The following is an 18,220-nucleotide window of genomic DNA, read 5'->3' on the forward strand; positions in this document are numbered from 1 at the left end:
CGGGGTTTGTACTATGGACCGCACGCTCAACCCAACAGTGCCACCGACTTTATCTGTGCCCACAGCGACTGGCCGGCGTGCAGCTGCAGCTGGTCGGCGGAGTAGCGGGTGATGCGCGCCAGCAAGGTGGTGCCGGCGGCGTCCAGGCTGACCAGCACGTGGGCACTGTTGTCGGCCGGGCGATGGCCGCTGACGGTCACCGGCAGGCGATTGAGGATGCTCGATTGCTGGTCGGCGCCAAGGCTCAGGCTGACGTCCCGCGCCTGCACCTTCAAGCGCAGCGGCATGCCCACGGCCAGCGGTTCGTGGGCCACGCGCAATTGCAGGTGGCTGTGCGGCAGTTGCAGGCTGAGCAACTGATAGTCGCTGCTGTAGGCGCTGACCTGGCCTTCGATGATCACCCCGGCGTCGTCGCCCTGGGCCAGCGGCAGGTCGAGGCGCGCGAGGGTGGCGGCAATCGGCCCGCTGGCCTGGACCTTGCCCTGCTCAAGCAGCACCAGGTGATCGGCCAGCCGTGCCACTTCATCCTGGGCGTGGCTGACGTAGACCAGCGGAATCTCCAGCTCGCTGTGCAGGCGCTCGAGGTAGGGCAGGATCTCGCGCTTGCGCGGGCCGTCGAGGGCTGCCAGCGGCTCGTCCATCAACAGCAGTTGCGGGCTGCTCAGCAGCGCCCGGGCAATGCCCACGCGCTGGGCTTCGCCGCCGGACAGGGTGGCTGGCTTGCGCTGTAGCAGGTGCTCGATGCCGAGCAGTTCGCAGGCCTGCTCGAGGCTGACCTTGCGCTGCTGGGTGGGGATGCGCTTGTAGCCGAAGGTCAGGTTGGCGCGCACCGACAGGTGCGCGAACAGGCTGGCCTCCTGGAATACATAGCCGATCGGGCGCTGGTGCGGGGCAATGAAATGTTCGCGGCGCGAGTCCTGCCAGATCTCGCCATTGACCTCGATGTAGGCTTCGGGGGCCCGTTCCAGCCCGGCCAGGCAGCGCAGGCAGGTGGTCTTGCCGGAGCCTGAATGGCCGAACAGCGCACTGATGCCGCGCCCGGGCAGTTGCAGGTCGACATCCAGGCTGAAGTCGCCGCGGTCCAGTTTCAATCGGGCGTGAATCATCGCCGCCATGCTCAGCTCCAGGCCGATTTGCCCCGGCGGCTGGAGTACAGCGCCAGCAGCACGAGGAAAGAGAATACCAGCATGGCCCCGGCCAGCCAGTGGGCCTGCAGGTACTCCATGGCTTCGACGTGGTCGAAGATCTGCACCGAGACCACCCGGGTCTTGTCGGGAATATTGCCGCCGATCATCAGCACCACGCCGAACTCACCGACGGTATGGGCAAAGCCGAGGATGCTGGCAGTGATAAAGCCTGGCCGGGCCAGGGGCAATACCACATGGACGAAGGTGTCCCAGGGGCTGGCACGCAGGGTCGCGGCCACTTCCAGCGGGCGTTCACCGATGGCGCTGAAGGCGTTTTGCAGCGGCTGTACGACGAAGGGCATCGAATACACCACCGAACCGATCACCAGGCCGCTGAAGCTGAACACCACGGTGCCCAGCCCCAGCGCCTGGGTGGTCTGGCCGATCCAGCCGTTGGGCCCCAAAGCCAGCAACAGGTAAAAGCCGATCACCGTCGGTGGCAGCACCAGCGGCAGGGCCACCACCGCGCCCACCGGCCCGCGCAGCCATGAGCGCGTGCGCGCCAGCCACCAGGCGATGGGGGTACCAATCAGCAACAATATCAGCGTGGTCAGGCTGGCCAGTTTGAAGGTCAGCCAGATGGCGCCGAGGTCGCTGGAATCCAGTGGCATCAGATTTCGTAACCGTAGGATTTGATCACGGCTGCGGCTTTCGGGCCCTTGAGGTATTCAACCAGGGCTTTGGCCGCGGCGTTGTCCTTGCCTTTGTTGAGAATCACCGCGTCCTGCTTGATCGGCTCGTGCAGGTTGGACGGCACGATCCAGGCCGAGCCGCTGCTGACCTTGCCGTCCTTGTAGATCTGCGACAGGGCGACAAAGCCCAGTTCGGCATTGCCGGTGGAGACGAACTGGTACGCCTGGGTAATGTTCTGGCCTTCGACGATCTTGCCCTTGGTCGCTTCGGTCAGCTGCAGCTTGCTCAGTACCTGGGTAGCGGCCAGGCCGTAGGGCGCAGCTTTCGGGTTGGCGATCGACAGGTGCTTGAACTCATTCTTTTTCAGCACATCACCCTTGCCATCGACATAGCCGTCCTTGGCCGACCACAGTGCCAGGGTGCCAATGGCGTAGGTGAAGCGTGAGCCCTTGACGGTGTCGCCTTCGTTCTCGAGCTTTTCCGGGGTGCTGTCGTCGGCGGCAAGGAACACTTCGAACGGTGCGCCGTTCTTGATCTGCGCGTAGAACTGGCCGGTGGCGCCGTAGGCGGCCACCAGCTTGTGGCCGGTGTCCTTCTCGAAGTCCTTGGCAATCGCCTGGATCGGCGCGGTGAAGTTGGCGGCGACGGCTACCTGTACCTCATCGGCCCAGGCGCTGTTGAAGGTCATGAAGGTGGCCAGGGCGGCCAGGGCAAAACGAGGTGCGCACTTACTCATGAAAAACAGCTCCACAGGCTGAGGGGGTATTCGTTATATAGGTGAATATATAGCGAATACCCGACCAACGGGAAGTACTGCTTCAGCGTTTGAGCTGGGCGAGGGCGTTTTGTGCCAGTGTGCGGGTCAGTTCACCGGCCGCCAGAGCCTGGCCCAGACGCAGCGCCTGGCCTGCCCAGAGGTTGCTGAAATCGCTGTTGCCCTTTGGCTCGCTGATGGCCCGCAGCGGCATCAGCGCACCGCCGGCCAGGGGAAAGCGCGGTGCCAGCTCGCTCATCGGCCCCAGCTCGCGCATGATGCGCGTGTTGATACCACGCGCCGGTCGCCCGGTGAACAGGTTGGTCAACGCCGTGTCGCTTTCCTTGGCGCTGTGCAGCGCCTGGCGATGAGCCGCCGAGACCTTGGCCTCGGGGCAGAACAGGTAAGCGGTGCCCAGTTGCACCGCCGAAGCGCCCAGGGCCAGGGCGGCGACGATGCCGCGGTGGTCGCCAATGCCGCCCGCGGCAATCACCGGCACCTTCACAGCATCGACAATCTGCGGCACCAGCGCCAGGGTGCCGACCTGGGTAGTGAGGTTGCTGCTGAGGAACATCCCGCGGTGGCCACCGGCTTCATAGCCCATGGCGATGATCGCGTCGCAGCCGTGATCTTTCAGCCACAACGCTTCATCCACGGTGGTGGCGCTGGACAGTACCTTGGCCCCCGTGGCCTTGACCCGCTTGAGCAGGCTGGCTTCGGGCAGGCCGAAGTGGAAGCTGACCACGGCCGGCTTGAAGTGCTCGACCAGCTGGCAGCTGGCGTCGTCGAAGGGCGCGCGGTTGGACACCGGTGTGGGCGCATCGAAGTCGGCGCCCAGCTCCAGGTAATACGGCTTGAGCGCCTGCTTCCAGGCCGCATCGCGCTCAGGGTCCGGCTGCGGCGGCTGGTGGCAGAAGAAGTTGAGGTTGAGCGGGCCGTTGCTGGCCTCGCTGAAGGCCTGCAGCTCGGCGCGGATCTGATCCAGGCTCAAGGTGGCACATGGCAGCGAACCCAGGCCGCCGGCGTTGCTTACGGCAATGGCCATGGCCGAGCCGGTGGAGCCGGCCATTGGCGCCTGAAGGATCGGCAGCTCGATGCCGAGCAGATCGAGGAGACGGGTGTCCGGCCATTGGCGCATGCCTGGGGTTCCTTGTGCTGAGGAGGGTGTTACAGCGCTTTGCTCACCTTGATATCAGTGATTTTCTTGGCGTCTTCGCCGTGCAATTGTTGCAGCGCTGCCTGCACGTGCTCGGGCGCATCGCTGATCATCTGGGCGAAGTCGAATCGTTGCTCGCCATCGATCTTGTACTTGATCACGAACTTGGTGGTCTGGCTCATGGGCTTATCTCAGCTTCGACGACGAACGGCGAATGAACTTGATGGTATGGGTAAAGGTTGGCTTGGTCACTGCCGACAGGGCGCGCGGGCCGACGGTGTCGATGGTGATGTTCCAGAAGCCGGTGCTGGGCACGGTGATCTTCGCCGGGAAGTCGACAAAGGCGCCGCCGTGGTAGGTGTGACGGCCGCCGTTCTTGAAGCTGCGGAAGTTGGCGTCGTTCATCAGGCGGATATTGCAGCGCTGGGAGCAATGAATGACCACGATGTCATCCTCGTTGAGGTGCTCGCGCTGGTGTACGAATTTCATGTTGCACTCCGCATTGGATCTGTCAGCAAATCAAAACGATACCATGATGTCGGTTACACTGTCGGCCTTCGTGCCAGGCCCAGGATAAAACTGCCAATCAAGGGAGCAAAATGGTCTGCGCGAGGTCTTATTCTTTTTCCGTGGTGGAGGTGTGCTTGATGAAGTGGGTCGTAGCAGCGTTGGCAGTAACGCTGGGTGGCTGTGTGAGTGTGTCGGAGCTGGAGCACAGCCCGGAAACCCTCAATGTGATTTCTGGCAAGAAACCCCAGGAATACGCGGACTGCGTGCAGCAGCAATTGTCCGAGTCGCGCGGGCAACTGACCGTGGAAGAACGCCACGACGGTCTGCGCCTGGTGGTGCCGCAAAAGGTCGGCGGCGGCCCGGCGGCGCTGGTGGATATCGACAAGCGCGGTAGCGGCAGCAGCATCAAGCTGTATGAGCGCCTGAACAACTTCCCGCTGCGCCTGGGTGATGTGAAAACGGCAGCAACGCGCTGTATCTCGGGCTAAATCCTTTTTCGGCTAATCGATTCAGCTGGCATCTAGCCATCTTTCTGCGTTGTAGCTTGCGGCGTATAGGCCTACTATTCATAGGCTTATACTTATTAAGCCTAAGCTTATAACAAGAAAATGGAGTCCGTGATGATCCCACTGGATCGCATCCTGATCAGCAGCCTGCTGCTGTTTTCATTGCCTGCCGCACATGCCGTCGATGGCCAGAAAATCTTCACCCAGGGTGGCCAGAACCCGGCCGCCATGGCCTGCCTGGGTTGCCATGGCGCCGACGCCAAGGGCATTGCGCCTGCCGGCTTTCCGCGCCTGGCCGGCCTGCCTGCGGCGTACCTGAGCAAGCAACTGCACGACTTTCAGAACGGCAGCCGCAAGCACCCGATCATGGAGCCGCTGGCCAAGGCCCTCAGCGCCGAGGAAATCCAGGCGGTGACCACCACCCTGGCGGCCATTCCCAGCGAGCCTGCCAGCGATATCCACCGCCAGCAGATGGCTGCCGACCCGGTGCAGAAACTGGCGCTGTACGGCGACTGGAACCGCAAGATCCCCGGCTGTGTGCAGTGCCACGGCCCTGGTGGCGCCGGTGTTGGTGAGCATTTTCCGCCACTGGCCCATCAACCGGCCACCTATCTGGTTGCCCAGCTCAACGCCTGGCGCGACGGCAGCCGCATCAACGACCCCAACCAGTTGATGGTCGGGGTGGCCAAGGCCATGACCGATGACGAAATAAAGGCCGTGGCCAACTACTTCGCCAACCCTGTCAGCCCGGAGGTCAAGCCATGAAGCCGATGATTCTCGCTGCCCTGACCCTGGCCTTTGGCAGTGTCCATGCAGCGCCGATTGCCATGGAAGACCAGTCGCAACTCAAGACCCCGCCGGCTGCCGCGCCTGGCTTTACCCCGCCGGCAGAAAGCGAACTGCCCGACAACGCCTACGGCAAGATGGTCCGCGATGGCTACGCCTTGTTTGTCGACACACGTCGGCTGATGCCTGACAACGTCGGCAACGGCCTTAACTGCAGCAACTGTCACCTCGACCAGGGCCGCCTGGGCAACTCGGCGCCGCTGTGGGGCGCGTATCCCATGTACCCGGCCTATCGCAAGAAAAACGACAAGGTCAACACCTTCGCCGAGCGCATCCAGGGCTGCTTTCAGTTCAGCATGAACGGCAAGCCACCGGCGGCCGACAGCCCGCAGATGACAGCCTTGTCGGTCTATGCCTACTGGCTGGCGAGCAAGGCGCCGATTGGCGTCGAGAGTGCTGGCCGCGGCTACCCGGAGGTGGCGCAATCGGCGCAAGGTTACGACTTCAAACGCGGGGAACAGGTGTACCAGGCCCAGTGCTCCATTTGCCACGGCGCCAGTGGCGAAGGGCAGAAGGTAGCCGGCAACTACGTGATGCCGCCGTTGTGGGGCAAGGACTCCTACAACTGGGGCGCCGGCATGCACCGGATCAATACCGCCGCGTCCTTCATCAAGCACAATATGCCCTTGGGCAAGCCCGGCAGCCTGAGCGACCAGCAGGCCTGGGACGTGGCCGCTTACATCAACCGCCACGAACGGCCGCAGGACCCGCGCCTGGTCGACGGCTCGATCGAGAAGACCCGGCTGAAGTTCCACGCCAATGACGGCGTCAACCTCTATGGCCAGAAGGTCGACGGGGTGCTGGTCGGGCAGGGCATGTAGGCATCGGCTGTTTAACTGCCGGTGGTCAGCTACCGGCGCATTATTTATGCTCCCGGGGAACTATCCCCCCCGGGATTTCATCTATGATGGCATCGGCCAGCGTGGTGGGGCATTGTAAGGTGACCGCCGCCTGATTAGACTGCGCCGAATTTCGTACGCAAAGCCCTTGTTAAGGACGTATATGATCAAGAAATGCTTGTTCCCGGCAGCCGGTTACGGCACTCGCTTCCTGCCCGCTACCAAAGCCATGCCCAAGGAAATGCTGCCGGTGGTGAACAAGCCACTGATCCAGTACGGCGTTGAAGAAGCGCTGGAAGCTGGATTGAACGAAATTGCCATCGTCACCGGTCGTGGCAAGCGCGCCCTGGAAGACCACTTCGACATCAGCTATGAGCTGGAAAACCAGATCAAGGGCACCGACAAGGAAAAATACCTGGTCGGCATCCGTCGTCTGCTCGACGAGTGTTCGTTCTCGTACACCCGCCAGACCGAAATGAAAGGCCTGGGCCACGCGATCCTCACCGGCCGCCCGCTGATCGGCGACGAACCGTTCGCCGTGGTACTGGCGGACGACCTGTGCGTCAACCTCGAAGGCGACAGCGTGCTCAAGCAGATGGTCAAGCTGTACAAACAGTACCGCTGCACCATCGTTGCCATCATGGAAGTCGACCCGCAGGAAACCAGCAAATACGGTGTGATCGCCGGCGACCTGATCGGTGACGACCTGTACCGCGTGCGCAACATGGTCGAGAAGCCAAAGCCTGAAGATGCTCCGTCGAACCTGGCGATCATCGGCCGCTACATCATGACCCCGGACATCTTCAAACTGATCGAAGAAACCGAGCCGGGCAAAGGCGGTGAAATCCAGATCACCGACGCCCTGATGAAGCAGGCCCAGGACGGCTGCGTTATTGCCTACAAGTTCAAGGGCAAGCGTTTCGACTGCGGTGGTGCCGAAGGCTACATCGAAGCGACCAACTTCTGCTTCGAGAACTTCTACAAAACCGGCAAAGCGTACTGAGCCTGGTAGCTAGCGGTTTGATAAAGCCACCTTCGGGTGGCTTTTTCTTGTAGCTTGTAGCTTGATACTTGCAGCTTGAGACCCTCGAGATGACCTACGATTTTGATCTGTTCGTGATTGGTGCCGGGTCTGGCGGTGTGCGCGCTGCGCGCTTTGCCGCAGGCTTCGGTGCAAAAGTGGCGGTTGCCGAAAGCCGCTACCTGGGTGGTACCTGTGTCAACGTCGGCTGCGTGCCGAAAAAGCTGCTGGTCTACGGCGCGCATTTTGCCGATGACTTCGAGCAAGCCGCAGGCTTTGGCTGGTCGCTGGAAGATGCCCAGTTCGACTGGGGCCAGTTGATCGCCAACAAGAACCGCGAAATCGAGCGGCTCAACGGTATCTACCGCAACCTGCTGGTCAACAGCGGCGTGACCTTGCTGGAAGGCCACGCCAAACTGACGGGTGCCCATGAGGTGGAAGTCGATGGCCAGCGCTACAGCGCCGAGCACATCCTCATTGCCACTGGCGGCTGGCCGCAGATCCCGGATATTCCGGGCAAGGAGCTGGCGATCAGCTCCAACGAGGCGTTCTACCTCAAAGACCTGCCCAAGCGCGTGCTGGTGGTTGGCGGCGGTTACATCGCCGTGGAATTTGCCGGGATCTTCCAGGGCCTGGGGGCAAAAACCTCGCTGCTGTACCGTGGCGATCTGTTCCTGCGCGGCTTTGATGGCAGTGTGCGCGAGCACCTCAAGGAGGAGCTGGAAAAACGCGGTATGGACCTGCAGTTCAACAGCGATATCCAGCGTATCGAGCGCCAGGACGACGGCAGCCTCAAGGCTACCCTCAAGGATGGTCGCGAACTGGTGGCCGACTGCGTATTCTATGCCACTGGCCGGCGACCGATGCTCGACAACCTGGGCCTGGAAAACACCGGCGTCGAACTCGACCCGCGTGGTTTTATCCGCGTCGACGACCTGTACCAGACCACCGCGCCGTCGATCCTGGCGATTGGCGATGTGATCGGCCGTGTGCAACTGACCCCGGTGGCCCTGGCCGAAGGCATGGCTGTGGCCCGGCGCCTGTTCAAGCCCGAACAGTACCGCCCGGTGGATTACCAGAACATCCCTACCGCCGTGTTCAGCCAGCCACCGATCGGTACCGTTGGCCTGACTGAAGAACAGGCGCTGGAGCAGGGCCACAAGGTGCAGATCTTCGAAAGCCGCTTCCGGCCGATGAAGCTGACCCTCACCGAGGTGCAGGAAAAGACCCTGATGAAGCTGGTGGTCGATGCCGACACCGACCGCGTGCTGGGTTGCCATATGGTCGGCCCGGACGCCGGCGAAATCATCCAGGGCCTGGGCATTGCCCTCAAGGCCGGGGCGACCAAGCAGCAGTTCGACGAGACCATTGGCGTGCATCCTACGGCGGCGGAAGAGTTCGTCACCTTGCGTACGCCATCGCGTTAAACGGCGTACTCCAATCGCGGGGCAAGCCCGCTCCTACTGGCCGGTAGGAGCGGGCTTGCCCCGCGATAGCTTCAAACCCTCTATTAATAGCCCCGCCTTATAGCCAAAACCAATCAACAACATGAGCTTTGCCAATGAGCATTAATCCAATGCATTGGCTACGATTCTCCCATCAGTTTTTTCAACCCCCTGAAGGAGCGTCACTCATGCCTATCATCAACAGCCAGGTCAAACCGTTCAAAGCTACCGCTTACCACCAGGGCAAGTTTGTCGAAGTCTCGGATGCCGATCTGAAAGGCAAATGGTCGGTGGTGTTCTTCTACCCGGCCGACTTCACCTTCGTCTGCCCGACCGAGCTGGGCGACCTGGCCGACAACTACGCGCAGTTCAAAGACCTGGGCGTGGAAATCTACGGCGTGTCCACCGATACCCACTTCACCCACAAAGCCTGGCACGACACTTCGGACACCATCGGCAAGATCCAGTACCCGCTGATCGGTGACCCGACCCACGTCATCTCGCGCAACTTCGACGTGCTGATCGAAGAAGCCGGCATCGCTGACCGTGGCACCTTCGTGATCAACCCAGAAGGCCAGATCAAGATCGTCGAACTCAACGACGGTGGTGTCGGCCGTGACGCCAGCGAGCTGCTGCGCAAGGTCAAGGCTGCCCAGTACGTTGCCGCCCACCCAGGCGAAGTCTGCCCGGCCAAGTGGAAAGAAGGCGAAGCTACCCTGGCGCCATCGCTGGACCTGGTCGGCAAGATCTAAGACCGTGAGCCAGCCGAGGGCGGTGGTCTACCGCACCTGACGTTGTCACCGCCCCGCAAAACGCCCGGGCGCTTTCGCCCGGGCGTTGTTATTTCTACCGTTTGAAAAAGGAATCGCCCGTATGTTGGACGCCACGCTTAAAACTCAGTTGAAAGCCTACCTGGAACGGGTCACTCAGCCGATCGAGATCGTTGCTTCCCTCGATGACGGCGCGAAGTCCCGCGAACTGCGCGACCTGCTGGTGGAAATCGCCGGCCTGTCGAACCTGATTACCCTGCGTGAAGATGGCAGCGACGCCCGTCGCCCGTCGTTCTCGCTCAATCGCCCTGGCGCTGACATCAGCCTGCGCTTTGCCGGCATCCCCATGGGCCACGAGTTCACCTCGCTTGTGCTCGCCCTGCTGCAGGTCGGCGGTCATCCGTCCAAGGCCAGCCTGGAGGTGATCGAGCAGATCAGCGCGCTCAAGGGTGAGTTCAACTTTGAAACCTACTTCTCGCTGTCGTGCCAGAACTGCCCGGACGTGGTCCAGGCGCTGAACCTGATGGCGGTGCTCAACCCCAACATTCGCCACGTCGCCATCGACGGTGCGCTGTTCCAGGCCGAAGTCGAGCGCCGCAAGGTCATGGCCGTGCCCAGCGTCTACCTCAACGGCGAAGTGTTTGGCCAGGGCCGCATGGGCCTGGAAGAAATCCTCGCCAAGCTCGACACCAGCGCCGGCGAGCGTCAGGCCGAGAAGATCAACGCCAAGGATGCCTTTGACGTGCTGGTGGTCGGTGGCGGCCCGGCGGGCGCCGCCGCGGCGATCTATGCCGCGCGCAAAGGCATTCGCACCGGCGTTGCCGCCGAGCGCTTCGGCGGCCAGGTACTCGACACCATGGCCATCGAGAACTTCATCTCGGTGCAGGAAACCGAAGGACCGAAGCTGGCCATGGCCCTGGAAGAACACGTCAAGCAGTACGACGTCGATATCATCAACCTGCAGCGCGGTGAAGCCTTGATTCCGGCCACCGACGGCGGCCTGCACGAAGTGCGCCTGGCCAGTGGTGCCTCGCTCAAGGCCAAGACTGTGATCCTCGCCACCGGTGCACGCTGGCGCGAAATGAACGTACCCGGCGAGCAGCAATACCGCAGCCGCGGCGTTGCCTACTGCCCGCACTGCGATGGCCCGCTGTTCAAGGGCAAGCGCGTGGCGGTGATCGGTGGCGGCAACTCGGGTGTGGAAGCGGCTATCGACCTGGCCGGTATCGTTGCCCAGGTGACCCTGATCGAGTTCGACAGCCAGTTGCGTGCCGACGCCGTGCTGCAGCGCAAGCTGCACAGCTTGCCGAACGTCAAGGTGATCACCAGTGCGCTGACCACCGAGGTGCTTGGTGATGGCGAGAAGGTCAACGGCCTGCGCTACAAGGACCGCAACAGCGATGAGCTGCATGACCTGGCGCTGGAAGGGATCTTCGTGCAGATCGGCCTGCTGCCCAACACCGACTGGCTCAAAGGCACGGTCGAGCTGACCCCGCGCGGCGAGATCATCGTCGATGCCCGCGGCCAGACCAACCTGCCGGGCGTGTTCGCCGCCGGTGACGTGACCACCGTGCCATACAAGCAGATCGTGATTGCCGTGGGCGAGGGCGCCAAGGCTTCGTTGGCGGCCTTCGATCACCTGATTCGCACCTCGGCGCCAGCCTGACCGGCCTTATCGCGGGGCAAGCCCGCTCCTACAGACCAGGTAGGAGCGGGCTTGCCCCGTGATGGTTTCAATGCGCCAGCCCGGTGTCGGGAACACCGGCCATTCCAGCGGCGCTTTGACAAGAGTCTGCAAGCTACCGGCTATCACCCGGCATCGGTGTGCGGGCGCCGATGGCCGAGCCAGAGCGCTCGTGGTCCAGTGTCTATAGTGAAGTAGTGTGTTTCAGCGGGAGCCATTGCCATGCAATTGATCAGTCGCGAGCCCTGGTGGCGCAATCCGCCCAAGCCTGGTCAGCGGGAGCAGGATCTGGAATGGGGGTATCTGGAGATCTACAAGGATGGCCGCGCCGTGTTCGTCGAGCAGCGACCTACCGACCAGGAACTGGCCGAGCGCAAAAGCTGCCGCAACTTTCCCGAGGCTGAGGAGTAAGCTATAGGGTATGCCGTAATACAAATCTACCTGGGGCGGGAGCATGCATTGAAGGCCTGCTGGATTGCCCCTGTCGAGGTCAGCGACCCTGAGCGGTATCAGCAGTATATCCAGCGGGCACTGGCGGCCCTTGCAGCCTTCCCCGCTATGCCGAGATCGTCATCACCGGGGGCTAAAGCGATCAAGTCGGCGCAGCGGGCTTGAGGCAGGCTGGACAGTCAGCCCAAGGAGATGACCATGATCCGCCTGACCCTGTCCGAAGCCCATTCGCTGGCCTTTTCGATCCTTTTGCACAACGGCTTTGACGCCGACCATGCCCGGGCGGTGAGCGATACCATCGTCGCCGGCGAGCGCGATGGCTGCGCCTCCCATGGCCTGTACCGGGTGCTGGGCTGCGTCGGCTCGCTCAAGGCCGGCAAAGTGGTTGCCGATGCCCGCCCCGAAGTCATCGACCAGGCGCCGTCGATCGTGCGCGTGGATGCCGGCGGCGGCTTCTCTCAGCTGGCATTCCAGGCCGGCTTGCCGTTGTTGCAAGCCAAGGCCCAACGCAACGGCATCGCCGCCCTGGCGATCAACCGCTGTGTGCACTTTTCGGCCTTGTGGGTCGAGATCGAGCAGTTGGCCGAGGCCGGCCTGGTGGCCCTGGCATTCACCCCCAGCCATGCCTGGGTGGCGCCTGCCGGTGGCCATCGGCCGGTGTTCGGCACCAACCCCATCGCCTTCGGCTGGCCGAGGGCGGGCACGCATCCGTATGTCTTTGACTTCGCTACCAGCGCCATTGCCCGTGGCGACATCGAGCTGCATCGGCGTGCCGGCAAGGCGATTCCCGAAGGCTGGGGCGTGGATGAGCACGGTCAGCCCAGCACCGACCCCAACGTGGTGCTGGACCGTGGCGCCATGCTCACTTTCGGCGGGCACAAGGGCTCGGCGCTGGCAGCGATGGTCGAACTGATCGCCGGGCCGTTGATCGGCGACCTGACCAGTGCCGAATCACTGGCCCATGCCGACGGCAGCAAATCCTCGCCTTATCATGGTGAGTTGCTGATTGCCCTGGACCCGCGCAGGTTTTTGGGTGACGCCGCCGATCAGCACCTGGCACGGGCCGAGGTGGTATTCGAGAGCATCGAGGGGCAGGGCGCGCGGCTGCCGTCTGCGCGCCGCTATACAGCACGGGCGCGCAGCCTGGTGGAAGGGGTGGAAATCCCGCAGGCCCTGTACAACGATCTCAGGGCGCTGCTGGTCTGAAACCCGCCCTTACAGGGCGGTGCGGCTGCTCTGGCCGTCGACCAGGCGTGCGATGCCCAGCGGGTTGGCGTTCTGCAACGCGGGCGGTAGCAGCGCATCCGGGCAGTTCTGGTAGCACACCGGGCGCAGGAAGCGCTCGATGGCCAGGCTGCCCACCGACGTCCCGCGGGCATCGGAGGTGGCCGGGTAGGGGCCGCCGTGCACCATTGCATCACAGACTTCGACGCCGGTCGGGTAGCCGTTGAACAGTACCCGGCCGACCTTCTGCTCCAGCAGCGGTAGCAGTTCAGCGTGGCTTTGCAGATCTTCAGCTTCGGCGATCAGGGTAGCGGTGAGCTGACCGTGCAGGCCGTGCAATGCTTGCTGCAACTGCGTGCTGTCGGCCACCTCGACCAGCACCGTGGCCGGCCCGAACACCTCTTCCTGCAACAGCGCATCGCCTTCGAGCAACAGGCTGACATCGGCCTTGAACAGCTGCGCCTGCGCCTGCTTGCCCTGTTGCGGCTGCCCGGCCAGGTGGCTGATGCCAGGGTGAGCGAGCAGCGCCTCGACGCCCTTGCGGTAGCTGGCGAGGGTGCCGGCGTTGAGCATGGTCTGTGCCGGTTGCGCGGCCAGTTGCGCGGCCAGTTGTTCGGTAAATGCACTGAATGCCGGCGAGCGCAGGCCGATCACCAGCCCCGGGTTGGTACAGAACTGCCCGCAGCCGAGCACCACCGAGGCCGCTAGTTCGCGGGCGATCTGCTCGCTGTGCAGGTTCAGGGCCTGGGGCAGTACCAGCACCGGGTTGATGCTGCTCATTTCGGCGAACACCGGGATCGGTTGTGCCCGTGCCGCCGCCATGTCGCACAGCGCACGGCCGCCCTTGAGTGAGCCGGTAAAACCCACCGCCTGGATCGCCGGATGCTTGACCAGCGCTTCGCCGACGCCGGCGCCGTAGATCATGTTGAACACGCCCTTGGGCATGCCGGTCTGTTCGGCCGCACGGATGATCGCATCGGCCACCCGCTCAGCGGTGGCCATGTGGCCGCTGTGGGCCTTGAACACCACCGGGCAGCCGGCGGCCAGGGCCGCGGCGGTGTCGCCGCCGGCGGTGGAGAAAGCCAGGGGGAAGTTGCTGGCGCCAAACACCGCGACCGGGCCGACGCCCAGGCGGTACTGGCGCAGGTCGGCGCGGGGTAGCGGTTGGCGATCGGGCTGGTCGCGGTCGATGCGTGCGCCGAGAAAGTCACCGCGGCGCAGCACCTGGGCGAACAGGCGCATCTGCCCGCAAGTGCGCCCGCGCTCGCCGAGGATCCGCGCGGCGGGTAGCGCGGTTTCGCCGGTCACCAGGGTGATGAAATCATCCCCCAGGGCCTCCAGTTGCGCGGCAATGGCCTCAAGAAACTGCGCCCGTCGCTCCGGCGACAAACTGCGAAACACCGGGTAGGCCTCGGCCGCCGCCTGGGCAGCGGCATGCACTTCTGCGCCGGTGGCCTGGTGGAACCGATAGGGCAGGGCCTCGCCGCTGGTTGCGTCATGGCTCTGCAGGGTGAGGCTGCCAGCGGCGCTGCGCGCGCCGCCAATGTAGTTGTGGCCGATGATATCCGCCATGGATTACTCCTGAAAAAAAGGTGGGGTCAGGCCAGCGAACTGCCCGGGCGAACTGGCGCCGCTTGCCCGGCGGCGATGCGTGCGGCAGCTTCGGCGTCTACCTGGTGCAGCGACTTGCCGCGGGTCTCGCGGGTCAGGCCAACAGCGACAATCGAGATCAGCGCAGCGCCAACCAGGTACCAGGCAATCGGCGTCGAGCTGTGGAACTCATTGAGCAAACTGATGGCGATCAGCGGCGCCAGGGATCCGGCGAAAATCGGCGCCACCTGGTAGCACAGCGACAGCGCGGTGTAGCGCACATGGGTGGGGAACAGCTCGGCCATCAGCGCCGAGTAGGGCGCGTAGGTCATCGACTCGATGGCCAGGCCCAGGGTAATTGCGGCCATGATCAGCCAGTTGTTGCCGGTGTCCATCAGCGGGAAGCCGACGAAGCCCCAGAAGGCGGTGAGCACCGCGCCGGTCAGGTACACCGGCTTGCGCCCGACCAGGTCGGACAGGTAGCCCATCAGCGGGATCATGAAAAAATGCAGCAGGTGCGCGCCGAACATCAGCAAGAGGATCTGCGAGGTGTCCTTGTGCACTACAAGCTTGAGGTAGGTGATCGAGAAGGTCACCACGGTGTAGTAGAGGATGTTCTCGGCAAAGCGGGCGCCGATGCCTACCAGCACCGCGCGCCAGTGATGGCGCAACACCTCGACCACGCCCAGTTGCTGCTCGGCTTTCTGTGCCTGGCGCGCCTGGGCCTCTTTGAAGATTGGTGCGTCGTCGACGCTGGTGCGGATCCAGTAACCGATCAGTACCACCACCGCCGAGAACCAGAACGCCACGCGCCAGCCCCAGGCCAGGAACTGTTCTTCCGAGAGGTTGCTCGACAACAGCAGCAAGGCCACCGTCGCCACTAGATTACCGGCCGGCACCCCGGCTTGCGGCCAACTGGCCCAGAAGCCGCGACGGTTGTCCGGGCAGTGCTCGGACACCAGCAAAATCGCGCCACCCCATTCGCCGCCGAAGGCAAAACCCTGGATCAGCCGCAGCAGCACCAGCAACATCGGCGCGGCATAGCCGATAGTGTCGAAGCCCGGCAGGCAACCCATCAGGAAGGTGGTGATGCCGACTACCACCAGGCTCAGTTGCAGCAAGCGCTTGCGGCCGAATTTGTCACCGTAGTGACCGAATACCAAACCGCCCAGGGGGCGAGCGAGAAAGCCTACGGCATAGAGGGCGAAGGCGGCGATGATGCCGTCGACGGGGCTGTCGGTCTGGCGGAAGAACAACTGGCCGAAGACCAGTGCCGAGGCGGTGCCGTAAAGGAAGAATTCATACCATTCGGCGACGGTGCCGGCCATGGCCGCGGCGACGACCCGTTTCAAGCCCGAAGGGCTGGTTGCGCTGGAGGGGTGACTGGACATGCTGGCGTTTCCTGTATGGGCGCAAAACAGGCAGGCCGGTCTCCGTGGGCGGAGCCGGCCCGGCAATCACTCAGAGGCCGACGTCCGGCAGCTGCGGACGGTTGGCCAGGGCCTTGGCCATGATCTGCTCGACATAGACCCGATCGCTTTCCGGCAGGGCCAGGCGCGGCGGACGGGTCAGGGCGCTGCCGCGACCGGCGATGGCTTCGCACAGCTTGATGCACTGCACAAGGTCGGCGCGGGCATCCAGGTGCAGGATCGGCATCAGCCATTCGTAGATCGGCATGGCCTCGGCGAAGCGCCCGGCCTTGGCCAGGCGGAAGATCGTCTCGCCCTCTTTGGGGAACACGTTGGACATGCCCGAGACCCAGCCCTGGGCGCCGACCGCGATGCTTTCCAGGACCACGTCGTCGAGGCCGGCGAACAGCACGAAGCGGTCGCCCACTTCATTGCGCACGTCGATGAAGCGGCGGGTGTCGCCGGAGGAGTCCTTGAAGCACACCACGTTGTCGCAGTCGGCCAGGGAAATCAGGATGTCCGGGGTGACGTCGTTTTTGTAGATCGGCGGGTTGTTGTAGACCATCAGCGGCACGTCGGTGTGCTTGGCCACGTAACGGTAGTGCTCGGCGGTCTCGAACGGCTTGGAGCCATAGACCAGCGCCGGCATCAGCATCACCCCGTCGACGCCGACCTGGCGCACCGCATTGGCCACCTTGGCGGCCTGCACGCTGGTGAACTCGGCCACGCCGCAGATCACCGGAACCCGGCCGCGCGAGGCATCGACGGCGACTTCGGTGACGGCGATTTTCTCTTCGGCGCTCAGCGAGGTGTTCTCGCCCACCGAACCACACACCACCAGGCCCGAGACGCCGTCGCGGATCACGTTGGAAATGACCTCGTGGGTCTTTTCCAGGTTGATCGAGAAGTCATCGTTGAATTGAGTGGTGACCGCAGGGAAGACGCCGCTCCAGTTTACGTACTTGCTCATGGTGTTCTCCGGTTGTTTATTGTATTTCGTATGCGATATTTGAAGTGCTTGGCGTGGACCAGTGTTTTTTCACTTCGTTTACCGATCGGTTTTCAAGGGCGTTTGCAAATCAACGGCTTAGCGTTCAGGCGCCGGGCCAGGTGTCCGACAACCGGTAGCCTTGTGGCCAGGGGTCGCTGGGGTCGAGCAGCAATTGATGGGTGCCGGTGATCCAGGCGCGGCCGGAAATGCACGGGTAGATGGCCGGGCGCCCGGCGATTTCGGTCAGTGATTCGATGCGGCAGTCGAAGCGCGAGCCGATGATCGAGCGGCCAATGAACCGCTCGCCGACTTTCATCAGGCCTTTGGCCTGCAACACCGCCATGCGCGCTGAACAGCCGGTGCCGCAAGGCGAGCGATCGATCTTGCCGGGGCGGATCACCACCGCGTTGGCGCCGCTGGCAACACCGTCCTCATACTCGATGGGCGCGGCGATCTGGCAGAAGGAAATGTGCGCCCAGTCCGGATTCAGCGGGTGGCTGAAACCCAGTTGCTGGTTGGCGGCCCGGGTGATCTTCAGGCCGACCTCGACGATATCTTTGGCTTCGTCCGGGCGGATGGCAAAGCCCAGTTGCCGGGCATCGGCAATCACGAAGCTGTCGCCGCCGTAGGCCGTGTCGACCTGCAGCGAGCCCAGACCTTCGACCTCGATCCAGGCGTCGAGGCGGTCGGCAAAGGACGGCACGTTCTTCACTTCCACCCGTTCGACCTTGCCGTCCCGGCATTGGGCGACCGCTTCGATCAGGCCGCCCGGGGCTTCGAGCACCAGGTGCGTCTCGGGCTCGGTCATCGGCAGGATGCCGCTGTCGAGCAGCACGGTCGACACGCACAGCGAGTTGGAGCCGGACATCGGCGGAGTGTCGGCCGGCTCCATGATGATCCAGGCCATTTGCGCCCGCGGGTCCTTGGGCGGCACCAGCAGGTTGACGTGGCGGAACACGCCGCCGCGTGGCTCGTTGAGGACGAAGTTGCGCAGGGTCTGGTCGCGGGCGATCCAGCGCGACTGCTCCCAGACCGTGGCGCCGGGAGGCGGGGCGACGCCGCCGACGATGACGTCGCCGACTTCACCTTCGGCGTGGCAGTTGACGATGTGGATGATTTTCGATGAGCGCATTCGCAGGACTCCTTGTGTTGTTAGGGAGGGCCTCATCGCGGGGCAAGCCCGCTCCCACAGGGATAGTGGTGTG

Annotated in this window: 19 protein-coding genes and 1 pseudogene; 10 read left to right on the forward strand and 10 right to left on the reverse strand. The window is 63.4% G+C overall.

The window, feature by feature from the left end; genetic code table 11:
• Window positions 1–26: 26 nt before the first annotated feature.
• The 6 genes from modC to LOY34_RS11180 all read right to left on the reverse strand — a co-directional run bounded on the left by modC (window position 27) and on the right by LOY34_RS11180 (window position 4,219).
• Window positions 27–1,115 (reverse strand): molybdenum ABC transporter ATP-binding protein, encoded by a 1,089-nt coding sequence (modC, locus tag LOY34_RS11155; RefSeq protein ID WP_045196718.1) that lies wholly within the window; start codon window positions 1,113–1,115, stop codon window positions 27–29.
• Between the two features lie 2 nt (window positions 1,116–1,117).
• The gene (modB, locus tag LOY34_RS11160; protein WP_195883790.1) at window positions 1,118–1,798 is read right to left on the reverse strand and encodes a molybdate ABC transporter permease subunit; all 681 of its coding nucleotides are present in this window, start codon (window positions 1,796–1,798) and stop codon (window positions 1,118–1,120) included.
• Window positions 1,798–2,556, reverse strand: a complete 759-nt coding sequence (gene modA, locus LOY34_RS11165; RefSeq protein WP_195883791.1) for a molybdate ABC transporter substrate-binding protein — start codon at window positions 2,554–2,556, stop codon at window positions 1,798–1,800. The genes modB and modA overlap by 1 nt, the downstream gene beginning before the upstream one ends.
• Before the next feature lie 82 nt (window positions 2,557–2,638).
• Entirely contained in the window at window positions 2,639–3,712 is a 1,074-nt protein-coding gene (locus LOY34_RS11170; protein ID WP_258664802.1) for a nitronate monooxygenase family protein, read from the reverse strand.
• 29 nt (window positions 3,713–3,741) lie between these two features.
• Window positions 3,742–3,912, reverse strand: coding sequence for a hypothetical protein (locus LOY34_RS11175; protein ID WP_093383944.1), 171 nt, complete (start codon window positions 3,910–3,912; stop codon window positions 3,742–3,744).
• 4 nt (window positions 3,913–3,916) lie between these two features.
• The gene (locus LOY34_RS11180; RefSeq protein ID WP_038995738.1) at window positions 3,917–4,219 is read right to left on the reverse strand and encodes a DUF1883 domain-containing protein; all 303 of its coding nucleotides are present in this window, start codon (window positions 4,217–4,219) and stop codon (window positions 3,917–3,919) included.
• Window positions 4,220–4,377: 158 nt separating this feature from the next.
• On the opposite strand from LOY34_RS11180, the gene LOY34_RS11185 reads away from it, so the two are divergent.
• The 10 genes and pseudogenes from LOY34_RS11185 (at window position 4,378) to LOY34_RS11230 (ending at window position 13,007) form a co-directional block, all read left to right on the forward strand.
• Window positions 4,378–4,728 (forward strand): hypothetical protein, encoded by a 351-nt coding sequence (locus tag LOY34_RS11185; RefSeq protein ID WP_195883793.1) that lies wholly within the window; start codon window positions 4,378–4,380, stop codon window positions 4,726–4,728.
• 132 nt (window positions 4,729–4,860) lie between these two features.
• A complete protein-coding gene (locus LOY34_RS11190) occupies window positions 4,861–5,511 on the forward strand; it encodes a cytochrome c (protein WP_195883794.1) in 651 nt (216 codons plus the stop codon).
• Window positions 5,508–6,413: a c-type cytochrome gene (locus LOY34_RS11195; protein WP_045196733.1), complete on the forward strand. Its 906-nt coding sequence runs from the start codon at window positions 5,508–5,510 to the stop codon at window positions 6,411–6,413. The genes LOY34_RS11190 and LOY34_RS11195 overlap by 4 nt, the downstream gene beginning before the upstream one ends.
• Before the next feature lie 181 nt (window positions 6,414–6,594).
• Window positions 6,595–7,434 carry a UTP--glucose-1-phosphate uridylyltransferase GalU gene (gene galU / locus LOY34_RS11200; RefSeq protein ID WP_045196734.1) on the forward strand — a complete coding sequence of 280 codons (840 nt, stop codon included), beginning with the start codon at window positions 6,595–6,597 and terminating at the stop codon, window positions 7,432–7,434.
• Window positions 7,435–7,523: 89 nt separating this feature from the next.
• Window positions 7,524–8,879 carry a glutathione-disulfide reductase gene (gene gorA, locus LOY34_RS11205; protein WP_045196735.1) on the forward strand — a complete coding sequence of 452 codons (1,356 nt, stop codon included), beginning with the start codon at window positions 7,524–7,526 and terminating at the stop codon, window positions 8,877–8,879.
• Window positions 8,880–9,085: 206 nt separating this feature from the next.
• Window positions 9,086–9,649, forward strand: coding sequence for an alkyl hydroperoxide reductase subunit C (gene ahpC / locus LOY34_RS11210; protein ID WP_010223911.1), 564 nt, complete (start codon window positions 9,086–9,088; stop codon window positions 9,647–9,649).
• A gap of 121 nt (window positions 9,650–9,770) precedes the next feature.
• Window positions 9,771–11,333: an alkyl hydroperoxide reductase subunit F gene (ahpF, locus tag LOY34_RS11215; protein ID WP_093383925.1), complete on the forward strand. Its 1,563-nt coding sequence runs from the start codon at window positions 9,771–9,773 to the stop codon at window positions 11,331–11,333.
• Window positions 11,334–11,573: 240 nt separating this feature from the next.
• Window positions 11,574–11,762, forward strand: coding sequence for a hypothetical protein (locus tag LOY34_RS11220; protein WP_045196737.1), 189 nt, complete (start codon window positions 11,574–11,576; stop codon window positions 11,760–11,762).
• Between the two features lie 48 nt (window positions 11,763–11,810).
• A pseudogene (locus LOY34_RS11225) lies at window positions 11,811–11,903 on the forward strand (DUF1330 domain-containing protein); the annotation flags it as partial.
• A gap of 96 nt (window positions 11,904–11,999) precedes the next feature.
• A complete protein-coding gene (locus LOY34_RS11230; protein WP_195883796.1) occupies window positions 12,000–13,007 on the forward strand; it encodes an Ldh family oxidoreductase in 1,008 nt (335 codons plus the stop codon).
• Between the two features lie 9 nt (window positions 13,008–13,016).
• Here the strand turns inward: LOY34_RS11230 and LOY34_RS11235 are convergent, their stop codons facing one another.
• From LOY34_RS11235 to LOY34_RS11250, 4 genes are all read right to left on the reverse strand, one after another.
• Window positions 13,017–14,597, reverse strand: coding sequence for an aldehyde dehydrogenase (NADP(+)) (locus LOY34_RS11235; protein WP_258664810.1), 1,581 nt, complete (start codon window positions 14,595–14,597; stop codon window positions 13,017–13,019).
• A gap of 26 nt (window positions 14,598–14,623) precedes the next feature.
• Window positions 14,624–16,006, reverse strand: coding sequence for a fosfomycin efflux MFS transporter AbaF (abaF, locus tag LOY34_RS11240; RefSeq protein WP_195883798.1), 1,383 nt, complete (start codon window positions 16,004–16,006; stop codon window positions 14,624–14,626).
• 70 nt (window positions 16,007–16,076) lie between these two features.
• Window positions 16,077–16,994, reverse strand: coding sequence for a dihydrodipicolinate synthase family protein (locus tag LOY34_RS11245; RefSeq protein ID WP_045196743.1), 918 nt, complete (start codon window positions 16,992–16,994; stop codon window positions 16,077–16,079).
• A 124-nt stretch (window positions 16,995–17,118) separates the two neighbouring features.
• The gene (locus LOY34_RS11250; RefSeq protein ID WP_195883799.1) at window positions 17,119–18,147 is read right to left on the reverse strand and encodes a trans-3-hydroxy-L-proline dehydratase; all 1,029 of its coding nucleotides are present in this window, start codon (window positions 18,145–18,147) and stop codon (window positions 17,119–17,121) included.
• Window positions 18,148–18,220 lie beyond the last annotated feature (73 nt).

It is taken from the genome of Pseudomonas sp. B21-009 (assembly GCF_024749345.1).
Lineage (GTDB): Bacteria > Pseudomonadota > Gammaproteobacteria > Pseudomonadales > Pseudomonadaceae > Aquipseudomonas.